Origin of the sequence: Delftia sp. ASV31 (genome assembly GCF_016428765.1) — a bacterium.
In the GTDB taxonomy this organism is placed as follows: domain Bacteria; phylum Pseudomonadota; class Gammaproteobacteria; order Burkholderiales; family Burkholderiaceae_C; genus Comamonas; species Comamonas acidovorans.
Window position 1 is genome coordinate 38,693 of sequence record NZ_JAELTK010000009.1, and the last position, 23,363, is coordinate 62,055.

17 protein-coding genes and 1 tRNA gene are annotated in these 23,363 nt (G+C 68.9%); 14 read left to right on the forward strand and 4 right to left on the reverse strand.

The annotated features are described in order from the left end of the window. Positions 1 to 58: 58 nt before the first annotated feature. Entirely contained in the window at positions 59 to 1,276 is a 1,218-nt protein-coding gene (locus JHD82_RS05295) for an MFS transporter (RefSeq protein ID WP_199135636.1), read from the forward strand. A gap of 23 nt (positions 1,277 to 1,299) precedes the next feature. On the opposite strand, the gene JHD82_RS05300 is transcribed toward JHD82_RS05295, so the two are convergent. The 3 genes from JHD82_RS05300 to JHD82_RS05310 all read right to left on the reverse strand — a co-directional run bounded on the left by JHD82_RS05300 (position 1,300) and on the right by JHD82_RS05310 (position 5,320). Further along, positions 1,300 to 3,126, reverse strand: coding sequence for a tetratricopeptide repeat protein (locus JHD82_RS05300; protein ID WP_199135637.1), 1,827 nt, complete (start codon positions 3,124 to 3,126; stop codon positions 1,300 to 1,302). A gap of 64 nt (positions 3,127 to 3,190) precedes the next feature. Beyond that, positions 3,191 to 4,291: a peptidoglycan-binding protein gene (locus tag JHD82_RS05305; RefSeq protein WP_063326544.1), complete on the reverse strand. Its 1,101-nt coding sequence runs from the start codon at positions 4,289 to 4,291 to the stop codon at positions 3,191 to 3,193. A gap of 45 nt (positions 4,292 to 4,336) precedes the next feature. Next, on the reverse strand, positions 4,337 to 5,320 hold the full coding sequence (locus JHD82_RS05310; protein WP_307838078.1) for a hypothetical protein: 984 nt from the start codon (positions 5,318 to 5,320) through the stop codon (positions 4,337 to 4,339). Positions 5,321 to 5,823: 503 nt separating this feature from the next. On the opposite strand from JHD82_RS05310, the gene JHD82_RS05315 reads away from it, so the two are divergent. From JHD82_RS05315 to JHD82_RS05375, 13 genes are all read left to right on the forward strand, one after another. Beyond that, on the forward strand, positions 5,824 to 5,982 hold the full coding sequence (locus tag JHD82_RS05315) for a hypothetical protein (RefSeq protein WP_199135639.1): 159 nt from the start codon (positions 5,824 to 5,826) through the stop codon (positions 5,980 to 5,982). Positions 5,983 to 6,015: 33 nt separating this feature from the next. Beyond that, positions 6,016 to 6,105: transfer RNA gene (locus JHD82_RS05320), tRNA-Ser, on the forward strand. A 612-nt stretch (positions 6,106 to 6,717) separates the two neighbouring features. Continuing rightward, positions 6,718 to 7,920 carry a non-hydrolyzing UDP-N-acetylglucosamine 2-epimerase gene (gene wecB, locus JHD82_RS05325; protein WP_199135640.1) on the forward strand — a complete coding sequence of 401 codons (1,203 nt, stop codon included), beginning with the start codon at positions 6,718 to 6,720 and terminating at the stop codon, positions 7,918 to 7,920. 79 nt (positions 7,921 to 7,999) lie between these two features. Continuing rightward, positions 8,000 to 10,225 (forward strand): hypothetical protein, encoded by a 2,226-nt coding sequence (locus JHD82_RS05330; protein ID WP_199135641.1) that lies wholly within the window; start codon positions 8,000 to 8,002, stop codon positions 10,223 to 10,225. 42 nt (positions 10,226 to 10,267) lie between these two features. Next, the gene (locus JHD82_RS05335) at positions 10,268 to 11,989 is read left to right on the forward strand and encodes a glycosyl transferase family protein (protein WP_012204791.1); all 1,722 of its coding nucleotides are present in this window, start codon (positions 10,268 to 10,270) and stop codon (positions 11,987 to 11,989) included. Further along, positions 11,986 to 14,853, forward strand: a complete 2,868-nt coding sequence (locus JHD82_RS05340) for a tetratricopeptide repeat protein (protein WP_199135642.1) — start codon at positions 11,986 to 11,988, stop codon at positions 14,851 to 14,853. Before JHD82_RS05335 ends, JHD82_RS05340 begins: the two co-directional genes overlap by 4 nt. Positions 14,854 to 14,910: 57 nt before the next feature. Beyond that, positions 14,911 to 15,951, forward strand: a complete 1,041-nt coding sequence (locus tag JHD82_RS05345; protein WP_043823597.1) for a twin-arginine translocation pathway signal — start codon at positions 14,911 to 14,913, stop codon at positions 15,949 to 15,951. Between the two features lie 4 nt (positions 15,952 to 15,955). After that, positions 15,956 to 17,101, forward strand: coding sequence for a cell division protein FtsQ (locus tag JHD82_RS05350; protein WP_199135643.1), 1,146 nt, complete (start codon positions 15,956 to 15,958; stop codon positions 17,099 to 17,101). Between the two features lie 13 nt (positions 17,102 to 17,114). Further along, positions 17,115 to 18,695, forward strand: coding sequence for an MBOAT family protein (locus JHD82_RS05355; RefSeq protein ID WP_043823599.1), 1,581 nt, complete (start codon positions 17,115 to 17,117; stop codon positions 18,693 to 18,695). Between the two features lie 21 nt (positions 18,696 to 18,716). Beyond that, a complete protein-coding gene (locus JHD82_RS05360; RefSeq protein ID WP_012204786.1) occupies positions 18,717 to 18,956 on the forward strand; it encodes an acyl carrier protein in 240 nt (79 codons plus the stop codon). 57 nt (positions 18,957 to 19,013) lie between these two features. Then, positions 19,014 to 20,498 carry an AMP-binding protein gene (locus JHD82_RS05365; RefSeq protein ID WP_012204785.1) on the forward strand — a complete coding sequence of 495 codons (1,485 nt, stop codon included), beginning with the start codon at positions 19,014 to 19,016 and terminating at the stop codon, positions 20,496 to 20,498. Continuing rightward, the gene (locus JHD82_RS05370; RefSeq protein ID WP_199135644.1) at positions 20,495 to 21,196 is read left to right on the forward strand and encodes an alginate O-acetyltransferase AlgF; all 702 of its coding nucleotides are present in this window, start codon (positions 20,495 to 20,497) and stop codon (positions 21,194 to 21,196) included. Before JHD82_RS05365 ends, JHD82_RS05370 begins: the two co-directional genes overlap by 4 nt. A gap of 26 nt (positions 21,197 to 21,222) precedes the next feature. After that, positions 21,223 to 22,368, forward strand: a complete 1,146-nt coding sequence (locus JHD82_RS05375) for an acyl-CoA dehydrogenase family protein (RefSeq protein ID WP_199135645.1) — start codon at positions 21,223 to 21,225, stop codon at positions 22,366 to 22,368. A 17-nt stretch (positions 22,369 to 22,385) separates the two neighbouring features. Here the strand turns inward: JHD82_RS05375 and JHD82_RS05380 are convergent, their stop codons facing one another. Continuing rightward, the gene (locus JHD82_RS05380; protein WP_199135646.1) at positions 22,386 to 23,360 is read right to left on the reverse strand and encodes a DUF4434 domain-containing protein; all 975 of its coding nucleotides are present in this window, start codon (positions 23,358 to 23,360) and stop codon (positions 22,386 to 22,388) included. Positions 23,361 to 23,363 lie beyond the last annotated feature (3 nt).

Consider the following 23,363-nt stretch of genomic DNA (forward strand, 5'->3'; position numbering starts at 1 on the left):
CTGCATCGCACCACACTACGACCATCGTTTCTCAAACACGCCGTATCGGCGGATCAACATGTCTTGCATTCAATCTACGCATAACCAGGCGGCCACCAGCGAAAAGGCATCCGGCGTGCCCCGGTCGCTGGTGCTGCTGATGGCGACCACGGCGGGCGTGGGCGTGGCCTCGCTCTACTACAGCCAGCCCATGCTGGGCGTGCTCGGCCCCGACCTGGGTGCGGGCGAGCGCGCCGTGGGCTTTGTGCCCACGCTGACCCAGCTGGGCTATGCGCTGGGCATTTTGCTGCTGGCACCTCTGGGCGACCGCATGGACCGCCGGCGCATCATCCTGGCCAAGACCGCCGCGCTGATGCTGGCCCTGTTGGCCAGCGGCCTGGCCCCGGGCCTGGCGCCGCTGCTGGCCGCCAGCCTGGCCGTGGGCCTGGCTGCCACCCTGGCGCAGGATGTGGTGCCGGCCGCCGCCACGCTGGCGCCCGAGCACCAGCGTGGCAAGGTGGTGGGCACGGTGATGACGGGGCTGCTGCTGGGCATTTTGCTGTCGCGCGTGGTCAGCGGGCTGCTGGCCGAGCATGGCGGCTGGCGCAGCGTCTACCTGATGGCCGCCGCTGCCATGGCACTGCTGGGGGTGGCCCTGTGGCGCGGGCTGCCCAGTTTCAGGCCCACCACGCAACTGGGCTATGGCGCGCTGCTGGGCTCCATGGTGCAGCTGTGGCGCGGCCAGCCCGCGCTGCGCCGTGCGGCCCTGGCCCAGGGCCTGCTGTCGGTGGCCTTCAGTGCCTTCTGGTCCACGCTGGCCGTGATGCTGCACCAGCAGTTCCACATGGGCAGCGCCGCAGCCGGCGCCCTGGGCCTGGCGGGCGCCGCCGGTGCGCTGGCCGCGCCGCTGGCAGGCCGGCTGGCCGACCGCAGCGGCCCGCAGCGCGTGACCTGCCTGGGTGCGGGCCTGGCCCTGGCGTCGTTTGCCGTGCTGGCACTGTCGCCCTGGCTGCCAGCCGGCGCACAGCTGCCGCTGCTGGTGGCCAGCGCCATCGGTTTCGACTTCGGCATCCAGGCCACGCTGGTGGCGCACCAGACCCTGGTGTATGGCCTGGACCCCGCTGCACGCAGCCGGCTCAATGCGCTGCTGTTCACGGGCGTGTTCATCGGCATGGCCTCGGGCTCGGCGCTGGGCGCCCTGGCCCTGGCGCAGTGGGGCTGGAGCGGCGTGGTGGCCCTGGCCTGCGCGGCATCGGCGGCGGCCTTGGCCGTGCGGCTGGCGGGCCGCAACCGCTGAACTTCTGCAGGCTGCCGGCAGGCCTATGCCCCGCCCTGCAGCCGTGCCGCGCGCTGGGCCAGCCGCTGCTGCTCCGAGGCGCGCAGGGCAGCGATCTGCGCCAGGATCTGCTGCTGCTTTTCCATCAGGCGCTGCGTGTGCACGCCATGCGCATCCCCCGCCAGGCCCTGGGCGATGCAGGCCAGCGCGCGCGCCGGGTCGCCGCGCTGTTGCCAGGTGTAGGCCAGGTTGAGCTGGGTGCGCGCATCGCGCGGGTCTATGCCTTCGGCCTGCAGGTAGGCGTCATGCGCGGCCGCGAACTGCTCCTGGCAGAACAGGCAGTCGCCCAGCACATTCCACAGCCAGGTACTGAGCCAGGGATTGAGGTCCAGCGCGCTGCGCGCCAGCTCGATGCCGGCGGCAAAGTCCCGCAGCTGCAGGCCCACGAATTCGGCCACCTCGCCCAGCAGCCGCCAGTCGCGCGGGCTGCGGGTAATGGCCTGGCGGTAGCTTTCCAGGGCGGCGTCCTGGCGGCCCGACTCCAGGTGCGTGCGGGCCTCCTGGGCCGGGGCCTCGAAGAACTGCTGCGCGTCGGCGCTGAAGCGGTTGAGAAAGGCTGCCGCCGTGCGCTCGCATCCCTCGCCGATCAGCAGCCGCGCATGGATGGCCCTTTGCGCATCGCCCGAAGGCGCCAGCACCTGCCAGCCCTCGCGCCCGAACAATTGCGCCAGCAGCGGGAAGTTCAGGCCGATGGCGCTGGTGCGGCCAAAGCGCTGGGAGGCGCCCGATTGGGCCGCCGCCTCGGGCGTGCAGGCGCCGTAGTCGTTGATGAGCACCAGCCCCTTGGGCGCCAGCCGCTGCTGCAGCGTCTGCAGCGCGCCAAAGGCGCCGTGGTTGACCAGCAGGCGCGGTGCCGCCTCGCTGACGGACAAGGCGGCATCCACCCAGGGCGACAGCGATGCCTGGTCGCAGTCGAAGAAGCCCACCTCCTGCTCGAACAGGCCCACCAGGGGCAGCAGGCGCGCACGCTGGGCCGCATCCGCATGGTCCACCAGGGCACGGATCTCGCCCGGCGACAGCGCGGTGTACTGGCGCACGAGCTGGGCGTCATCGGTGAGGCGGGTGCGTATGCGCAATTCCTGCACCGGCCCGTCGCCCTGCCACCGCACGACGGTGGCAGGCAGCACGTCCAGCACGTAGTTGCAGAACACGGCGTGCAGCGGCGGCAGGGGCACCGTGCTGCCGTCCGGCAGCTGCACGGCCTCGGGCCGCATGGCGTCGCAGCAGCCGGCCACGACCTGGCCGCCGAACTCGGCAAACAGGGCGCGCTCCTGCCATTGCGCGACCGTGCGGGGAGAGCCGTCGGTGACGTAGTAGACCAGCCGCTGGTCGAAATCACGTCCTTCCTGCTGGCACAGGTGCCGGAAGGCCTGCAGGAACATGCGCGCAAACAGGCCGCAGCCGGCGCCCAATTCCAGCACGGCAATGGCGCCTTGCGGCGCGGTGTCCGCGCAGTGGTGGAACAGCAGGGCCGCCGCATCTTCCGAGAGGCGGCCGCTGTTGTTGACCACGTAGGGCACTTCGTTCTCGGCAAAGGTCAGCAGGCCGGCCTGCGCCCAGTGCAGGTGGCCCAGCTCCCACTCGATGCTTTCGGTGATGGGGCGAAAGTCCTGCAGCAGCTGCGAGGCAACGCGCACGCCCGAAAGAACGTCCTGCGGGGCGCGGATGGCAGGCGGCCCGCCCGGCGCTGCGTCAGCGTCCATGGCGGAAAGGGACGCTGAAAGCGACGCGGACAGGGACACAGGCAGGGGCAGCGAAAGGGACAGTGGCGCGCGCAGGGCGGCCTCGCCCGTCGAAGGGTCGATTCTCAAGATGCTCTCTCCGGAAGATGCGATGGGAGTGACGCCTGCCTGCACGGCAGGCGTCCGGCCAGGCTCAGGGCACGGGCGCCCACTTGGACCAGTTCAGGTCGGCCTGCTCGAAATCGGCCTTGAGCATGCGGCGCATGGCGTCCACCTCGTCCTGGGTGATCTGCGCTTCCTTGACCTGCTTGCCGGTGGCCGCCGTGCGGGCCTTGGCAAGATCGGCCTTGGTCACGGAGGCTGTTCCGGCCCAGATGGACTTGGCGGACCCCACGTTCACCCAATGCTTGCCCTGGGACTGCAGGTCTGCCTGGTAGGCGGATTTCCAGCCCATGTTGTTCTGCGACACGGCGTTGAGCAGCTTGGCCAGCGAGCGCTGGTTGCTCACCCCCTGCTGTGCGAAAGCCTGCAGGTGAACGCGCTCGAACTTCAGCGGCAGCAGGCCCTGCTTGGCCGCCAGGCTGTCGCGCTCATTCCACCAGCGCGATGCATCGGCGGACTTGACGGCCTCCAGCTGGTTGAGCCAGTCGGCGTCGGTGACGATGCTGCCGTCGCCCTTGACCCACTGGAAGCGCTTGAAGCCGATGTCGGCCGCGCGGCCGAAGTTGTGGTTGCTCTCGCCCGGGCCGGCCTTGGTCTGGGTCTCGGCGGCCTGCTGGGCAAAGGTGCGCCGGCGCCCCGTGGGCGTGATCCACAGCGCGATCTTGTGCGTGTCATACATCTGTTGCACCAGGCTGGCCAGCTTGGCGCGGAAGGTGGGCTCGTACTCCGCATCGTTGGCAATGGCGGCCTTGCTGGTGGCCACGTCCTGGGCCTTGGCCTCCAGGTACACCGTCTTGGAGTTCTGCGCGGCGCGCATGCCCTGGTGCGAGGCCGGCAGCATGCCGCTGAGCTTGGCCACCGTGGCCCCTCCGGCTGCCGCCAGGCCCAGCGCCTCCTTGGCACCCCCGGCCTGCGGCTGGCCCGGTGCGGCCTTGGCGGCGGCCAGCTTGTGGTCGTTCTGGAAACGCTCCAGCGCGGCGCGCGTCTGCGCGCCGTAGCTGCCGTCGTAGTCCACGCCCAGATACGGCGCGTTCTTGGCGTCCTTGACCACGCGCAGCATGGCCTGCAGCAGGGCCACGTCATGCACCTGGTTGCTGCCGCCCTCGCCTACGCTGTCCTTGATGTCAGGCATGTTTCTCCCCTCGTTGTGGTTGTCGATATGGCCCGCAGCAACGGCTCAGCGGGCGGGCTCGGGTTTGCGGTCGGTTTTGCGGTCGGTTTTGCGGTCGGGTTTGTTGCCGGGCTTCAGGCCGGCATCCGGCAGCAGGTGCACCAACGGCACGGTGCGCGGCTGCAGGCTGGCCGAGCAGGCACGCAGCCGCAGCGATTCGGCATGCGCCTGCGCCATGTCCGCCGCCACCTGCACCAGGGCGTGATGGGGCGCGGCGCCTGCGGGGCGTGTGCGCACGACGAAATAGGTGCCCAGGCATTCAGCCTGCTGCGCGCGTGCGGCACGTGCTGCCGCCACGCTGGCATAGCGCGCCGCCACCACGGCCTGCACGGCGGCCGGTGGTGCCGAGGCCTGCTCGGCAAACGCCTGCCGGCCCTTGTTCCAGCGCAGGCTGCGGGTCTCGATCTGGTCGGGCGCATCGTCCTGCGGTGATGCATAGCGCACCAGCAGCACCGGAATCCGACCCGTGGGCGCCAGCACCCAGCTTTGGTAGTTGCCCTGGGGCTCGTCGTACTGCCAGGCCAGGTGCGGGCCCTGGGCGGTGGCGACATACAGCGCATGGCGGCGCTTGGGATGCTCAAAGCCCCCCATCTGCGTGACCAGCAGCGCACGCGAGCCGCCCTGCACGCCGGGCAGGCGCAAGCCGCGCACGGCAGCGGTGACGGTGTCTTCTTCCTCGCCAGTCATCCACACGCGCTCGAGGTGCTGGAGCCCTGCTGCCGCAGACAGCGGATCACCCACGCCGTACAGCGGATCGGGCTGCGCCAATTGCGCCGGCCCCCTGGACGCAGGCCAGGACAGCGCCGCTGGCTGGCCCTGCTGCACGCCGGCACGCACCAGCCTCAGCTCAAAGGGACAAGGCGCCGCCGTGCAGGCGGGCAGCGACAACTCATAGGCAGGCGCTCCCTTGGCCGTGCCGGACGGCAGGCTTTCCAGCACCTGCCGCTGCGGCCCGGCAGCGAAAGCCGCCCCGGCACCCAGCACCGCCACAAGGCTCAAGGCCAGTGCCCGCCATGGCAGCGCCCCGCCACAGTAAAAATCGGAGCGCATTGAATGGTGAGCCATGGTGATAGCGGGTTTCTATGATTGGCCTGGGCTGTCGATACGCCGCAATACAGGAGGAATCTGCCGCAATGGGCTTGAAACAGGCATTTCAAGGCCCGGCGCCGCAGGCATTGTCTACAAGCTGGCATGCGGCGTCTGTTGCAAAATGCATCCGGCGCTTGAGAATTGCATTCAACATTTGCAATTCGTCCAGGATGCATTCTGGAACCTTTCAAACCAGATAGATTTCATTTGAACAAAAATCAACAACATCAATGACTTACATGAAATTCACTCCAATTTCACAAAGCAAGGAAAATACCTTCTTGTATACATGACAGCTCCCGACATCTGCTTCCATCGAATGCACCGGGCTGAGGAAAACCTGAATCAATGCGGATACGCCATGGGTTGCCCACTGCAAATAGTGCGCACCGAGGATTCCCTAGATGGACCCGCATCAAAAGTTCGCCGGATTTCACGATACTGCAACCATTCACCATCCCAAATGGCTTGCGGCTGAACGACCGGAGCTGCCTTGCCGGTTTTACCTGCAAGGTGCGGCGGGACGCATGCGCATCGCTGCCGGTTCCAGCTTCTTACCGTGACCACCCGAAATCACTGCTACAATCGCTGGCTTCGGAGAGGTGGATGAGCGGTTTAAGTCGCACGCCTGGAAAGCGTGTGTGGGCTAATCCCCACCGCGGGTTCGAATCCCGCCCTCTCCGCCATACACCCAGCAAAACGGGCCCCTACACGGGGCCCGTTTTCGTTTCCGGGCCGGCTTGTGGCAAGGTTCATGCCCAGGTTTGCGCCCGCCCCTGCCCCGGCCCCACGCACCGGCCGCACATCAGGGAAAGCGACAGCACGGACACCCCCTCCAAGCCTTGCGCAGACGCGCCCCAGGGCTTGCAATAGGCAGCAGCTGGCAGCAATAGGCAAGCGTCTGACAAGCACATCCTTGTTTCGGTGATGTACTAGCTGCAACAAAGCCCCCAGGCGCGCAGCTTTGTGCAACAGCACCCTTGGCGCGAACGTGCATCCAGCCCCATGGCGCGCATGGCTTGCGGCGCTTGAGATTCGACGGAGGTTCCCCAATGGAAAGCAAGGTCATCAAGCTCCCTCAAGTCCTCTTAACTTCCGTCAATTTCTCTCAATTGACGATAGTTTTCAATCGAATCGGAGCAATCGATCGAAAATTCCAAAAACCCGCCGTATATTCCACACCGCTTTGCGGCCTGCCCGGCCCGTCTTCGGGCTGAGACGGGTCCTGCCCCTGCCGGGTACAGCGCAGCACAAGAACGCACAAGCGAAGAGCACAGGAAAACGCAAAAGGGGTTGGCATGAAGATTCTTTCGTTTTTCGGGACCCGTCCCGAGGCCATCAAGATGGCGCCACTGGTCACGGCCCTGTCGCAGACGCGGGGCATCGAGAGCGTGGTGTGCGTCACCGGCCAGCACCGGCAGATGCTGGACCAGGTGATGGATCTGTTCGGCCTGCAGGCGCAGCACGATCTCGCCGTCATGCAACCCAACCAGACGCTCAACGGCCTGTTCTCCCGCGTGGTGGCAGGTGCCGATGGCGTGCTGGAGCAGGAAAAGCCCGACTACGTGCTGGTGCACGGCGACACCAGCACGGCCACCGCCTGCGCGCTGGCGGCGTTTCACCGCCGCATTCCGGTGGGCCATGTGGAAGCCGGCCTGCGCACCGGCGATCTGGCCCAGCCCTTTCCCGAAGAGATGAACCGCCGCGTGGTCGATGTGGTCAGCCAGTGGATGTTTGCGCCCACGCCCACGTCGCGCGCCAACCTGCTGGGCGAGAACCTGCAGGGCCGCATCGCCGTGACGGGCAACACCGTCATCGATGCGCTGGCCACGCTGTGCGACCGGCTCGATGCCCAGCCCGAGCTGGCCCGTGCCATTGCCCAGCGCCATCCCTGGGTGGATGCGCAGCGCCCGCTGCTGCTGGTCACGGGACACCGGCGCGAGAATTTCGGCGAAGGCTTCCAGAACATCTGCGCTGCGCTGGCCGAGCTGGCGCAGCGCCATCCGGACCTGCTCATCGTCTACCCCGTGCACTTCAACCCCGCCGTGCGCGAAGTGGTCATGCGCACGCTGGGCGGAATGGACAACATCCGCCTCATCGATCCGCTGGACTATGTGGACTTCGTCTGGTTCATGCAGCGCGCCCACATCATCCTGACCGACTCCGGCGGCGTGCAGGAAGAGGCGCCCTACCTGGGCAAGCCCGTGCTGGTGATGCGCGACGTGACCGAGCGGCCCGAGGCCGTATCGGCCGGCACCGTGCTGCTGGTGGGCACGCAGCGCGCGCGCATCGTGGCCGAGGTCAACCGGCTGCTGGCCGACGAGGTGCACCACGCCTCGTTTGCGCGCCGCATCAATCCCTATGGCGATGGCCAGGCCTCGCAGCGCATCGTGCGTGCCCTGCTGGGACAGCCCTTCGACGAGTTTGCCGCCGGACACACAGGCGGCGCGGCCGTCCCGGGCATCGCGGCCGCCGTGACCAAGGGCATGGCGCCGGCCTGAACCACGCACGCACCACCCCGCGCACCACGTCCACGAAGCGCATTACGAATCGAGCACCGAAGTGAGAAAAGAGGCCCCCATGCAACCGACCATCCGCCAATCGCTTTCCCGCACCGGGGCCCGCTGGGCGCTGGGTTCGCTGCTGGGCCTGGGCGCCCTGTTCGCGCAGACGGCCTCGGCCTCGGCGCTGGGTGACGCCATACGCCAGCTGGGCGCCAGCGACGGGCTGCAGCGCAGCGTCACGCTCAAGGAGCTGGGCATCGTCGATCCCGTGGTGCTGGCCGGCACGGCCACCCAGGACTTCTACCTGCCCGTGCCGCGCGGCCTGCCGCTGGGCGATGCCAGCATTGCCTTCGACAGCCGCTACCTCAAGGGCGAGCCCGGCGTCTCGACCGTGGTGATCTCGCTCAACGGCACGCCCGCCGTGTCGCAGACCGTGCCCGATGGTGACGGCATGCTGCAGCGCACGCTGCCCGTCGGCCAGCAGGCCCGCGCCAGCGATTTCGTGCGGCTGGGCGTGAACTGGCGCAGCCGCAACGGCCAGGTGCGATGCGATGACAACCACTCCCTGGCCAACTCCCTGACCATCTCGCCGCAGACACGGCTGAGCTACCGCGTGGACCCGCGCGATGTGCGCAGCATCGAAGATGTCTGGAACACCCTGCCCGTGCGCACCACCGTGCTGGTGGCCGGCCGGCAGCTGGAGCAGGCCTCGTTCGACAGTGCCTGGCGCATTGGCGCCAGCCTGCAGCGCAACAACAGGCGCATGACGGTGAACGCATTGCCCGCCGTGGGGGAGGCGCTGGACCTGCGCGGCCTGGAGGTTCCCGCCGCCCTGGCCGGCGTGCCCGCCTTTGCCGCACTGCGCGGCGCCGAGCCCCAGCACAAGCTGGCCAGTGACGCCGAGCTGGGCGCGCTGCTCATGCTGGGGGCCGCCCAGGTCAGCGGAGACATCGTGGTGGCCGACAAGGCACTGCAGCAGCGCCTGACCGCCGCCTTCGCGGCCCTTCAGGCCCAGCTGGCGGCCGACCCCGATGCGGGCCAGGCCCTGCAGCAATGGCGCGCCCGGCGCGCGCCGCTGGGCAACGAGGCGCTGGCCTCGCAGCAGTTGCGCGCCCTGCCCATGGGCCGCCAGATGGTGCTGGCCGTGGCCGCCGACGCGGGTGCGCGCGTGGCCGGCCTGCAGGAGGCCGCCCTGCAGCGCCTGCTGGTCAGCGACAACGTGACCGTGGCCGCGGCCCAGCCCCCGCAGTGGGACGAGGCCAAGGGCATACGCCTGTCCAGCCTGGGCGGCAGTCCCGACAGCTTCGACGTGCTGTCGCGCGGCGACTGGACGATGAACTTCCCGCTGAGCGCCGTGGCCTCGCAGGGCCAGATGCCGGGCGAGATCACGCTGTACGTGGCCGCCGCCCCCGGCGCGTCGGCCACGCGCCCCGTGGCCACGCTGTTCTGGAACGGCATGCTGCTGTCGGCCCGCCAGCTGGAGGCCAACGGCCAGCCCGAACGCCTGCGCGCCCGTGTGCCCGGCTATGCGCTGGGCATCAACAACACCTTGCGGGTGTCCGTGCAGCGCCAGCCCTACTCGGCCGACTGCAACGAGATTCCCCAGCCCTACCCCGCCAGCGTGCTGCCGGCCATCAGCTACGTGACGCCCGGCAAGGCCGAGGCCAACGGCAGCTTCATCGGCCTGCTGCCGCTGCTGGGCGCCAAGTCGCAGTTCCTGGTGCCCGCCAGCTATCTGTCGGCGGCGCCGGCCGCGCTGGAGCGCATGGCCAACCTGGCGGCCGCCAGCGGCCTGTCGGCTTCGCAGGCCGAGCTGGTCGTGGCCCAGGCCGATGCAACGGCCAAGCCCTCCATGCCCTTTGTCGCCATGGAAGTGCCGGTGGACGGCGCCAAGCCCCTGGTGACGGTGACGGACCGGCAGCAGCTGCGCATCCGCGGCAAGTCGGCGGACTGGCTGGACATCAAGGGACTCAAGCAACTGTCCTCGGCCGAAGTGGTCACGGCAGGCGGCCAGCAGGGCGTGCTGTGGCATGCCATCGGCGAGTGGACGGGCGGCCTGGGCGAGCCCTTCCTGCTCAATCGCGGCAACATCGCCGTGATCGGTGGCGACGGCCCGCTGGCCTGGGTGGACAGCAGCAATCCCGAAACCGGCATTCCGTCGGGTCCGCGCGAAAGCGCCTTCCACGAATGGCGCAACTTCCTGTCCTGGAGCGTGCCGGGCATCGCCATCGCGCTGTTCGTGGTGCTGCTGCTGGTGGTGCTGGCCTGGGCGGTGGCGCGCAGCAAGCAGTCCAAGCACTGAGCCCGGCCCGGGCAACGATGACGACGGCATGAGGCGATCGCCATGATCTCTTCCCTCTACTGGCCCTACCTGGTGGCCGACTACTACCACGCGCTGGAGATCGTCAGCGCCGTGGTGGCCGTCGTCATCCTGCTGTCCAGCATCGACGACCTGTTCATCGACGCCTGGTACTGGGTGCGCGAGGCCTGGCGCGCGCTGACCGTCAAGCGCCGCTACCAGCCGCTCAAGGCACAGCAGTTGCAGGAGGTCGAGGAAAAGCCGCTGGCCATCATGGTGCCGGCCTGGCTGGAGTACGACGTGATCGCGCCCATGCTCGAGAGCATGGTGGGCACGCTGGACTACAAGAACTACATGATCTTCGTGGGCACCTACCGCAACGACGAACGCACCAAGAACGAGGTCGAGCGCATGCGCCGGCGCTACCGCCAGCTGGTCCGCGTGGAGGTGCCCCATGACGGCCCCACCTGCAAGGCCGACTGCCTCAACTGGATCGTGCAGGCCATCTTCCAGCAGAACACGCTGCAGCCAGAGCCCTTTGCCGGCGTGATCCTGCACGACAGCGAGGACGTGCTGCACCCGCTGGAGCTCAAGTACTACAACTACCTGCTGCCGCGCATGGACTTCATCCAGCTGCCCGTGACCTCCCTGGAGCGCGAGTGGTACGAGCTGGTGGCCGGCACCTACATGGACGAATTCGCCGAATGGCACACCAAGGACCTGGTGGTGCGCGAGAGCATGTCGCACATGGTGCCCTCGGCCGGCGTGGGCACCTGCTTTTCGCGCAAGGCGATGGAAGAGCTGGCGGCCGAGACCCACAACCAGCCCTTCAACACCGACACGCTGACCGAGGACTACGACATCGGCGCTCGGCTGGCGCGCCGGGGCATGAAGCAGATCTTCGGCAAGTTCCCCGTGGACTACGTGATACGGCGCAAGCCGCTGTTCGGCCTGGGCAAGGAAAAGGTGTCCACGCTGACCATGCCGCTGGGCATCCGCGAGTTCTTTCCCAACACCTTCAAGACCGCCTACCGGCAAAAGGCGCGCTGGACACTGGGCATCGGCCTGCAGGGCTGGAGCCAGGTCGGCTGGGCCGGGCCGCTGTCCACCAAGTACCTGCTGTTCCGCGACCGCAAGGGGCTGGTGACCTCCTTCGTGGCCATCCTGGCCTATCTGCTGCTGCTGAACTTCCTGCTCTTCCTGCTGGCCGATCACATGGGCTGGTGGACGGTGTACTACCCGTCCCTGTTCGCTCCCAACGGCTGGCTGGTGACGCTGATGAGCGTCAACGTCATCGCCCTGCTGCTGCGCGTGGTGCAGCGCGCCTGGTTCGTCTCGCGCCTGTACGGCTGGGAGCACGCCATGCTGTCCATCCCGCGCATGGTGATCGGCAACTTCATCAATGCCATGGCAGCGGCGCGCGCCTGGAAGTTGTTCATCGTCCACCTGGTCACGGGCAAGCGGCTGGCCTGGGACAAGACCATGCACGACTTCCCGTCCACCGACCAGTTGAGCCACCAGCGCCAGCGCCTGGGCGAGCTGCTGCTGTCATGGCAGGCCATCGACGAAACCCGGCTGGCCACCGCGCTGGAGATACAGCAGCGCGAACGCCGTCCGCTGGGCGCCATCCTCATGGAGCAGGGCTGGCTCGACGAGGCCACGCTGCGCGAGGCCATCAGCTTCCAGCAGGGGGAGCCCACCGACCCCACGGTGCATCCCGACATTCCCGCACAAGGCATTCCAAGCACCCCAAGGGCCGGCATATGAAGCATCTCGCTCCCCTCGTTCGCCCTCTCACGCTGGCCGCGCTGCTGGGCGCCGGCTGGAACACGCCGCCGGCCTGGCCGCAGGCCGTGGCAGCCGTCAAGGCGGAAGCGCCGCTCAGGGGCCGCGCGTGGCAACTGGCCAACCAGGCCTATGCCCACTACCAGGCCGGCCGCTTTGCACGGGCCGCGACCGCCGCCGCATCGGCCGTACAGCTGCGCCCCGACCTGCTGCGCCTGCGCATGCTGCTGATCTACTCGCTGCAAAAGCAGGGCAAGAACGAGGAAGCGCTCAAGGCCATCGCCTCGGCCCGCGCCGCCGGGCTGGACGAGGCCACGCTGCAGCAGGCCGAAACCAATGTGCGGGCCGCAGCGGCAGGCGGGGCGGCGGGCGGGCCTGCGGGGGCCACGGCTTCCGAGGCCTACAACAAGGCCTTTCCCATCGCCACGCAGGCCTACACCGACTACAACGCCAAGAACTACGCGGACAGCGCGCGCAGGGCCGAGCAGGCCTTTCGCCTGGACCCCAGCCAGGGCCAGTGGGCGCTGCTGTGGATAGGCGCGCTGGAGGCGCAGGAGCAACTGGGCGCCGCCATCGAGGCCGCAGATGCCGCCCTGGCCCTGGACCCACCCAACAAAAGCGACCTGGTGGCCAAGCGCCAGACGCTGCGCCGCAGCCAGGCCGTGCTGCCGGCGCAAAAGGCCTACCAGGCGCTGATCGCCAACAACCCGGCGCAGGCCGTGCCCTTTGCGCGCGAGGCCGTGGCGCTGGCGCCGGGAACGGCATCGCACCGCCTGCTGCTGATCACCTCGCTGCTGCTGGCCGAGCAGTTGCCCGATGCGGAAAAAGCCGCAGACGAGGCGCTGGCGCAGGACAACGAAGACACAGCGGCGCTGGGCATGCGCGGCTACATCCGCCAGCGCCAGGGCAAGACCGCACAGGCCAATGAGGACTTCGATGCCGTGCTCAAGCAGGACTGGCTGGACGAAAAGCAGTCCGCCAACCTGCGCCTGATCGCGGCCGACGCGGCACTGGCCGCTGGCGACGCGGCACGCGCCCGCGCGCTGCTGGCGCCCATGCCGGCACAGGATGAATCCGTGGCCCGCCGCCTCAAGCAAGCCGATGACCTGCGCCCCGGCCGCGACACGCCCATGGTGGCCGATACGCGCGGTGCCTCGCAGACCCTGGCCATGGCCGACTACCCGCCGCCCCTGCAGGACTGCCGCGACACGCCCTATGGCACGGTCTGCGAGCTGCAGCCTTCCGATGCCCAGGGCACGGGCGGCCCCAGCGCCCAGGCCTATGCGGCCTACGCGCGCCAGGACTACAAGGCCGCCATCGACCACGCGCGCACGGCCGTGGAGCAGGACCCCGACAACCCGCAACTGCAAAAGCTGCTGACCACCACGCTGGCCGCAGGCGACCGCGACCAGCAGGGCCAGGCCCTGCTGCGGCTGGACAAGTCCCTGTCCCTCACCCCCAACGACCCCCAGCTGCTGATGCAGCGCGGCTACCTGTACTCGCGCCAGGAAGAGCCGGCCAAGGCGCTGCAGGACTTTCGCGCGGCGCGCGCCACGGGCGAGGCGCCAGCGGGCGCCATGCTGGACGAAGGCTATGCGCTGGCCGGCACCGGCGACAACCGGGGCGCCGTGCGCACCTTCAAGGAAGCCATCGACCTGGACGACGCCGGCACCGCCAAGCTCACGCCCGGCCAGCGCGAGAACGCACGCAGCGCCGTCTCCGGCTACGCACGCGAGTGGGGCGCCATCGTCTCCATGGGCTACCGGGGTGCGCGGCCTGCGGGGCGTGCGTTCTCGGACGGCATCCTCACCCAGGCCGGCGATGCGGTCTTCGGCACGGCCGAGGCCTACTGGCGCCCGTCCAACTTCCTGAACTCGTCCACCCGCATCTTCGATGTCTACGGGCGGCTGGGCAGCACCTTGCACGACGGCGGCGGCACCACGCTGGGCCAAAGCGCCATCGACCCCTGCACCGGCCTGCCCATCAATGTGCAGGCCGGCGACAACCGCGGCATCTCTGGCCTGCCCACCACCACGGGCTCGCTGGGCATGCGTTTCACGCCGTCCACCAAGTACGCGCTGACCTTCGGCATAGAGCGCCAGTTCAACATCGGCTCCGCCACGCGCTCGGGCTTCATCACGCCGGAATCGCCCCAGCTGCGCTGCCTGATGAGCGGGCGCGACCCCCTCAACCCCACGGGCCCGGCGCTGGGCAACCCCATCTCGGCCAAATACAGCGCGGGCGCGGGCCAGGGCGGCTGGCTGGCCTATGTCACCCATGGCTTCTACGAGGGAACGGGCCGGCGCACGGACCGCTCCAGCTGGTTCACCATGGAGGGCTACAGCCAGGCCGGCTATGCCAACCAGAGCATGGCCTCGCGCTTCACGCTGACCGACCAGACCAACGGCGCCCTGGTGGGCGACGGCTCGGGCCGCTACAAGCGCGAGCAGTGGTTCTTCTCCACCGAGGCCCGCTTCGGCCGCAGCTTCCGTGCCGACGGCATCAACCAGGGGCTGGTGATCTTTCCGTTCGGCGTGGTCGCGGCCGACTGGATCAAGCAGAGGAACCGCGTCGATGTGCGCTCCCTGCAAGCCGCCCCGGGCGCCACGCCCACCGCAGCCCAGTTGGCCGCCCAGCAGGGGCAGACGCTCGCCCTGCAAGGCAATGGCAGCAGCTGGTCCGCCAGCGCTGGCGTGGGCGTCAGCCTGCGCCAATGGTTTCGCGAAAGCCACTACAGCACGGCCCAGTCCTATCTGGACTGGTCCATGCAGTACCGCTTCAACATCGGTGGCGGCCAGGCCGACCGCGCCAAGGGCCTGTTCATGACGCTGACGCTGTCCTATTGAAAGCCCTGTCCCGCCGCCGCCACCACCACACAGACAAGAGAAAAGGAGAAAGCTCCCATGGATTCGACCAAGCAAGCACCCCGCCCCGCCCTGCACGGACTGCGCTCGGGCATGGCACGCGCCGCACGCGGGCTGGCCGGCTGCGCACTGGTGCTGGGCGCGCTGGCAGCGCAGGGTACGGCACAGGCCCAGGCACAGGACAGCTCCTCCATCGTTCTCAGGGGCAAGGACGGCTGGCTGTTTCCGGGCTGGGGCAGCCTGACCCAGGTGGACCGCGCCGGCATCACCGAATCCACCCGGCTGATCACCGAGGCGCGCAACCTGCTGGCCGCGCGCGGCGTGAAACTGCAGGTGCTGCTTCTGCCCGACAAGGTGCGCTTCTATGCCGACAAGATGCCCGACGGCAAGGCCATGAGCGCCGATGTCCAGGGCCGCTACAAGCAGGTGCTGCAGGCGCTGCAGGCCGCCGGCATTCCCAGCTTTGACGACGAGGCCGTGCTGCGCACCGTGCGCGACAGCGGCAAGGACGTGTTCTACCGCACCGACCAGCACTGGACCCAGGCGGCAGCCGACGCCACGGCCGAGGCCACCGCCCGCATGGTCCAGGGCGAGGTGCCCCAGCTGGCTGGCAGCGCCGGCAGCGGCCTGGCCCTGGGCGACACCGTCACCGAGCGCCGCTATGGCGACCTGGCCGAGCTGTTCCTCACCGCCGACGAGCGCAAGCAGATCGGCCGCGAGGTCTACACCGTGCGCCGCCAGGCTCCGGCCAAGGGCCTGCTCGACGACGAGCCCGCCCCCGTCCATGTCACCGGCCACAGCATGGTCCAGCCCTACTTCGGCTTTCCGCAAAAGCTCTCCAACCTGCTGGACCGCCCGGTCTCGCTGAACTGGAAGCCCGGCAACGTGGGCCAGTGGACCATGCTGCTGGAGTACCTGGAGTCCCCGGCCTTCAAGTCCCACAAGCCCCAGGTGCTGGTGTGGCAGATGTTCGAGCCCACCTACAGCTACGGGCCCAACGCGGCCGGCCAGTGGGACAACGCCTCGCTCATGCCCAACGCCACCTGGCTGGAGCGGCTGCGGGCCGCGCTCAAGGGCTGACACCGTGGACCCCACCGCGCAAGAACTGCAAACCGACAAAGGACACCGGCGCAACGCCTGGATCTGGGGTGCCCTGCTGCTGTCGGGCCTGGCCTGGGGCGGCTGGACGCTGGCCAGCGGGGGACCGAAGGCCGGCGAGCTGCAACTGGCCGCCTGGCTGGATGGCCGCGCGGGCGCGGCGCTGAACAAGGGCCTGCGCCTGCCTGCGCAGTCCTCGCTGGAAACCGGCCAGGCCGCGCTGCGCTACCGCCTGCTGGGCGATACGGGAGCGCAGGTGGCCCTGGGCTGCCCGCAATGGATGTTCTACCGCGACGGCCTGCGGCCCCAGCCTGGCACGGGCGCCGCGCCCTTCGAGGCGCGCCAGCGCCTGCTGCGCCACTGGACCCGGCAGTTGCAGGACAAAGGCATTGCCACCCTGGTGGTGGCCGTGCCCGACAAGTCGCGCATCGAGGCCGCCCATCTGTGCGGCCTGCCCGTGGCACCCGTGATGCTGCAGCGCCTGGACCTGTGGCAGCAGCGCCTGCAGGCCGACGGCATTGCCTTCGCCGATCTGCGCCCCGCCCTGCGCCCTGCCCTGCAGACACAGGAGCAGGCGCAACCCGTTTTCTTTCGCACTGACGTGCACATGAATGCCGAGGGCGCACGCGCCGCCGCCCTGGCCGTGGCCCAGGCCGCGCTGCCGCTGCTGGGCGGGCAGCGCGGCGCCCAGGCCTTCGAGGAAACCGCGCCCGGGCCGCTGCAGCCGCTGCCCGGCGACCTGCTGGCCCTGGCCGGCCTGGCCGATGCCCCGGCCGGCTGGCGCCCACGGCGCGACCAGGTGCGCCCGCAGACCATCACCCCCGTGCGCGGCGGCGGCCTGCTGGACGAGACGCCGCCCGTGCAGGTGCTGCTGGCCGGCAGCTCCAACGGGCTGCGCAGCAATTTCGCGCCGCAGCTCGGCCGCGCGCTGGGCCAGGAAGTCTGGAACCTCAGCATGGACGGCGGCCAGTTCAGCGGCGCCATGGTGGCCGCGCTCAAGCGCCGCGCCTCCTGGCCGGCCAGCCTGCGGCTGGTGATCTGGGAGTTCTCGGAAAACACCTTGTCCCTGCCCCTGACGGACGATGAAAAAGCGGCGCTCAAGGAGATGGACGCCGCCTCCCCGCCTGCGTGACCCCGCCCGCTACATGCTGTTCAATTCCTATCTTTTCCTGCTGCTGTTCCTGCCCATCGCGCTGGCGGGCCACTACCTGGCCGGGGCCATCAGCCTGCGGCTGGCCGCGTTCTGGCTGTGCCTGACGTCCTTTGTCTTCTACGGCTGGTGGAACCCGCAGTTCGTCGCCCTGCTGGCGCTGTCCATCGCCTTCAACTACGTGGTGAGCCTGCTGATCCTGCGCTTTGCGGGCCGTGCGCGGCTGCAGGGGCTGGTCACCGCCCTGGGCGTGGGCGCCGACCTGGCGGCGCTGTTCCACTACAAGTACTTCGCCACCCTGTTCAACTTCCTGGGCGAATGGGGGCTGACGCAGGGCGGCATGCACGAGCTCATCCTGCCGCTGGGCATCTCGTTTTTCACCTTCACCCAGATCGGCTACCTGCTGGACTGCCGCTCGGGCATCGTCAAGGAACGCAGCCTGCTCAGCTACGTGCTGTTCGTGACCTTCTTCCCGCACCTGATCGCGGGGCCCATCCTGCACCACAAGGAAATGATGCCGCAGTTTGCGCAGCCGGATAACTACCGGTTCCGCGCGGACAACCTGTCCATCGGCGGCACGCTGTTCGTGATCGGCCTGGCCAAGAAGGTGCTGCTGGCCGACGAGATCGCGCCCTATGCAGACGCGGGATTCGCCGCGCCCGGCGAGCTGCAGTTCTGGGCCGCCTGGGGCGCCAGCCTCAGCTACGCGCTGCAGCTGTACTTCGACTTCTCGGGCTATTCGGACATGGCCCTGGGCCTGGCGCGCATGTTCGGCATCCGTTTCCCGCTGAACTTCAACTCGCCCTACAAGGCCGGCAGCATCATCGACTTCTGGGCACGCTGGCACATGACGCTGACGCGCTACCTCACGGCCTACCTGTACTACCCCGTGGCCATGGCCATCTCGCGCGCACGCGAAAAGCGCGGCCTGTCCGTGGGATCGAGCGCCGCGCGCACGCCCGGCGGCTTTGCGGCCACCATCGTCGTGCCCACGCTGTTCACCATGGGGCTGGCCGGCATCTGGCACGGCGCTGGCCTGCAGTACGTGATCTTCGGCCTGCTGCATGCCTTCTACCTGTCGGTCAACCACGCCTGGCGCATCTTCGTGGTCAGCCGCAAGCCGGCCGCCGCACGCAAGTCGGGCCGGGGCGTGCAGGCGCTGTGCGTTGTCATCACCTTCATTGCCGTGCTCATCGCCCAGACCTTCTTCCGCGCCCACGGCGTGGGCGACGCCATGCTGCTGCTCAAGGGCATGGCCGGCCTGCGCGGCGTGGAGGCGCTGGAATCGCTGTCGCACCTGCAGGGCCTGGCCGTGGGCGACGCGCTGCGGCTGGCCATAGGCCACCACATGCAGCTGGCCCTGGTCCTGCTGCTGCTGGCCATTGCCTGGTTCACGCCCAATGCCCACCAGATCCTGGGCCGCTTCTCGCCCGCCATGTTCAAGGTGCAGGAAGCGCCCCGCGCCTGGATGCGCTGGCGCCCCAGCGCAGGCTGGACGGCCGTGACCCTGGTCCTGCTCTTCCTGTGCCTGGTCAACCTGCACAAGGAAACCCGCTTCCTGTATTTCCAGTTCTGAAACACCTGTTGGAGAAAAACCATGTCCCTGAATGACATCGAAACCAAGATTGCCCAGATCATCGGCGCCATCATCCTGACCTCGGTCGAGCCCGATACGCTGCTGCTCGAATCGGGCCTGGTGGACTCGCTGTCCGCCGTGGACGTGGCACTGGCCATCGAAAAGGAGTTCGGTGTCAAGATACCGCCATCGGAGATCGACCTGCACCTGGAATCCGTGCACACGCTGGCGCAGTACGTGGCCGAGCAGCGCAAGGCCTGATGCAGCGCCTGCACGCCGCCGCCCTGTCCCTTTGTCCCTGCGCAACAAGGAGCCCGCATGCGATTCAGTTTTGACCGCTTCGACTTCACCGAGCCCGGCGCCGACACCGCGCGGCCCGCCGTGATCGATGCCGCCGGCACGCTGGACTGGCAGCAACTGGCCCAGGCCGTGGCGCAATGGGAGCAGCAGGCGCTGGCGCGCGGCGCGCGTCGTGACGAGCCGCTGCTGATCACGGGGCACAAGGAGACCGCGTTCCTCGTGGCCATCCTCGGCTGCCTGCGCCTGGGCGTGCCCTTCGTGCCGGTGGACGTGATCAACCCGCCCGAGCGCATGGCGCGCATCGCCACGCTGGTGCAGGCCGGCCTGCACTACGACGCGCAGGCCCGCAGCTTCCTGGACACCGGCATCGCCGCGCAGCCGCTGCAGGAAAAATCGCTGGCCTACATCATGTTCACCTCGGGCAGCACGGGCGATCCCAAGGGCGTGCAGATCGGACGGGAGAGCCTGGGCCTGTTCGCCGGCTGGATACGCGACTGCCTGGCCCTGGGCGAGGCGCCGGTCTTCATGGACCAGATGCTGTTCAGCTTCGACTTTTCGCTGTTCAACTGGATGGGCGCCCTGGTCACGGGCGGTGCCTGCGTGCTGTGCGCGCGCGAGACCATTGCCGACCGCCAGGCCTTTGCCGCCTACCTGGCGGGCACCCATGTGAACGTCTGGGCATCCACGCCCTCCTTCGTGCGCCAGCAGCTGCTGGATGCCGACTTCGACCAGCAGCACCTGCCCGACCTGCGCGTCTTCGTCTTCGGCGCCGAATCGCTCACGCCCACCGTGGCCGAGGCGCTGTGGAGCCGCTTCCCCCAGGCGCGCATCATCAACTCCTACGGCCCCACCGAGGCCACCTGCTCCACCACCTGGGTGGAGATCGACCCCGCGCTGCGCCAGCGCGCGCCGCTGCCCTTTCCCATCGGCCGGGCCAAGCCCTATGCCGATGTGTTCCTGGACGAAGGCGAGATCTGCGTGGCCGGCGACCACGTGATGCGCGGCTACCTGAACCGCCCCGACCTGCACGCCACACGCATGTTCATGCGCAACGGCAAGCGCGGCTACCGCACGGGCGACCTGGGCGAGATCGACGGCGAGGGCCTGGTCACCTTCCACGGCCGGCGCGACGACCAGATCAAGATGCACGGCTACCGCATCGAACTGGCCGAGGTCGATGCCGTGCTGGCCACCCTGCCTGGCGTGCGCGCAGGCGCGGCGGTGGCACTCAAGCGGCCCGATGGCTTCATCGTGCGCATGATCGGCTTCGTGGACCTGGACCGCAGCGGCCCGCCCGGCATGCAGCCCCTGCCCGAAGACCTGGCCGGATGGCGCGAACTGCTGGCCCAGCGCGTGCCGCCCTACATGATTCCGTCGGAACTGCTGGCCTGCCACGGCTTCCCGCTGACGCAGACTGACAAGGCCGACCGCAAGCAACTGGAGCGCATGTACCTTGATGCACGCATGCGCCCCGCCAAGGAAACCAAGGACCCGCAGGCATGACCTCCGCTTTTCCCCCCGTGATGCGTACCGTCGCCCTCGCCCTGGCCGGCCTGGCCGGGCTCTCCTGCCTGCCCGCCGCGCATGCCGAAGGCACGCTGGCCCAGCTCTATGCGGCGCGCCCGCCCGCAGGCTCGTCCTTCGTGCGCGTGGTCCACCCCGACGCGGGCAGCCTGCGCGTGAAGATAGGCGACGGCCCCGAGCAGACGCTGTCCGGCAGCAAGCCGGCCAGCAGCTACGCCATCGTCAAGGGCGACACGCCCTTTGCCATTCAGCTGGACGGCAAGAGCGCCGGCAGCATGAAGGTGGCGCCGGGCAGCTTCACCACCTTGGTGCCGCAGCGCCAGGGCAAGAACGCGGCCGCGCGCTTCACGGCCATCGACGACTCCGGCGGCAGCCAGGACGCGCTCAAGGCCGAGCTGCGCTTCTACAACCTGATCGACGATTGCACCGAAGGCGGGCTCAAGATCGCCGGCACGGGCACGCCGCTGTTCACGGGCGTGGCGCCCGCCAGGTCGGCCAGCCGCTCCATCAACCCGGTCAGCGCCCAGCTCGCCGCCACCTGCGCCACTGCGGCCAGCGCGCCGCTGGCACTGCCCCAGCTGCAGCCGGGCGACCACTACAGCCTGTTCATGACAGGTACGGCCGCCGCCCCCGTGCTGCGCGGCCAGGCCAGCGCCACCGACACCTACCGCCCCTGACCCAGCCCAAGGAGGCCGACACAGACATGCGCACCCGCTCCGTACTGCGTGAAGACCATCTGCTGTTCAAGGAACAGGTGGACCGATTCGTGGCCACCGAGATCCTGCCCCACATCAATGACTGGGAGGCCGAGGGCATCACGCCGCGCGCCCTGTGGCGCAAGGCCGGCGACAGCGGCCTGCTCAACTGCGACCTGCCCCCGCCCTACGGCCAGGGCGGCGACTTCGGCCACGCGGCCGTGGTCATCGAGGCGCTGGCGCGCGCCAACTGCCTGGGCATCGGCTTTTCCATCCATTCCGACATGGTGGCGCCCTATCTCTGGAACTTCGGCACGCAGGTGCAGAAGGACCGCTGGCTGCCGCGCATGGCCACGGGCGAGCTGATCGGTGCCATCGCCCTGACCGAGCCCGGCGCGGGCAGCGACCTCAAGGCCGTGCGCACGCGCGCCCGCCGCAAGAGCGAGGGCGAAGGCGGCGGCTACGTGCTCAACGGACAGAAAACCTTCATCACCAACGGCGTCAACGCCGGCCTGATGGTGGTGCTGGCCAGCACCGAGCCCGACCTGGGCGCGCGCGGCCTGTCGCTGTTCGTGGTGGAAGAAGGCATGAAGGGCCTGGGCAAGGGTGCCGCCCTGCGCAAGATAGGCCAGCACAGCCAGGACACCTGCGAGCTGTTCTTCGACGAACTGCACCTGCCGGCCGACCACCTGCTGGGGCGCGAAAACGCCGCCTTCGAGCATGTGACGCAGGAGCTGGCGCAGGAGCGGCTGGCGATCGCGCTGCGCGCGGCAGCCTCCACCGAAGGCATGCTGGACGAGGCCGCCGAGTTCGTGCGCAACCGCAAGGTCTTCGGGCGCCGCGTGCTCGACTACCAGAACACCCGCTTCAAGTTCGCCGACGCCCTGGCCAAGACCACCATGCTGCGCGTCTTCCTGGACGACTGCCTGGCCCGGCACATGGAAGGCTCACTGGACTCCGTCACCGCCGCCATGGCCAAGCTCAACGCCACCGAGCTGCAGGGCCAGGTGCTGGACGAGCTGCTGCAACTGCACGGCGGCTACGGCTACATGGCCGAATACGGCATTGGCCGCGCCTGGGCCGATGCACGGGCGCTGCGGATCTTCGGGGGCAGCAGCGAAATCCTCAGAGAGATCATCGGCAAGCGCTTCTGACCCGGCAGCCACCGCGCTCAGCGGGCAGCGGCCTTCCACTCGCGCAGCAGTTGCCGGGCCTCCGGCGTGTCGTTCAGCACCCAGGGGTCGATGGCGAAGGCGACGACGCGCTGGGCGCCGTAGTCGCGGGCCACGTCCCACTGGCGGCGCACGCGCTCGAAGCTGGCCGTGCGCGCCTGGAAGTCCGAACCATCGGGCCGCGTGGGCGGCAGTTGCTCGAACAGTTCCACGATGAGGTCGAACGGCGCCCTGCGCTCCAGCAGCATCTGCTGCAGCGGTGCCAGCGCCTCGTAGTTGCGCAGTCCCGCCACGCCCACGCCGTCCTGCACCATGGGGCGCAGGGACACGCGGTCCAGCAGGATGCTCCACAGCGTGGGCAGGCTGCCCAGCGTCTGCAGCTGGCTGAAATAGGTGGAGATGCCGGGCACCTGGCCGGACGTGGCCGCTGCCGCCTGCGCCAGGGGCTGCAGTGCGCTCACCAGCAGCTCGACGCGCTCGGGCGCGGCCCAGTGGTATTGCTCCAGCTCGTAGGGGATGTACCAGCCGCGAAACGCCGCATGGCGCGGCCAGGTGCTGGCGTACATATAGGCGGCGCCCTGCTCGGCAATATGCGCCAGGTAGGGCGCAGGGCCCGCGGCGTTGGAAAGGTTGATCTGCTTCCACCAGCGCTCGTCATAGGGCAGGCCCAGGTGCACGCCCATGCCCAGTTCGGTGCAGATGTCCAGCAGGTCGGCGATCTGCGCGTCGGCCAGCATCCAGCTGTCCGCCTCGGTATCGCCCAGCAGGCCGCTCCATTGCACGAACAGCTCCCGGCAGCCCAGCGCCTGGGTGGCGGCCAGGCGCTGGCGCCATTGATCGCGCGGCATCTCCAGATGGCTGCGCCACGGCTGCAGGAAACTGCCCGACACGGGCGCCGAGGCCGCGCAACCGACCAGCGAGGCACAGGCGGCGGCCGCGCCGGCGCCGAGGAATTCGCGTCTGGACAAATGCATGGT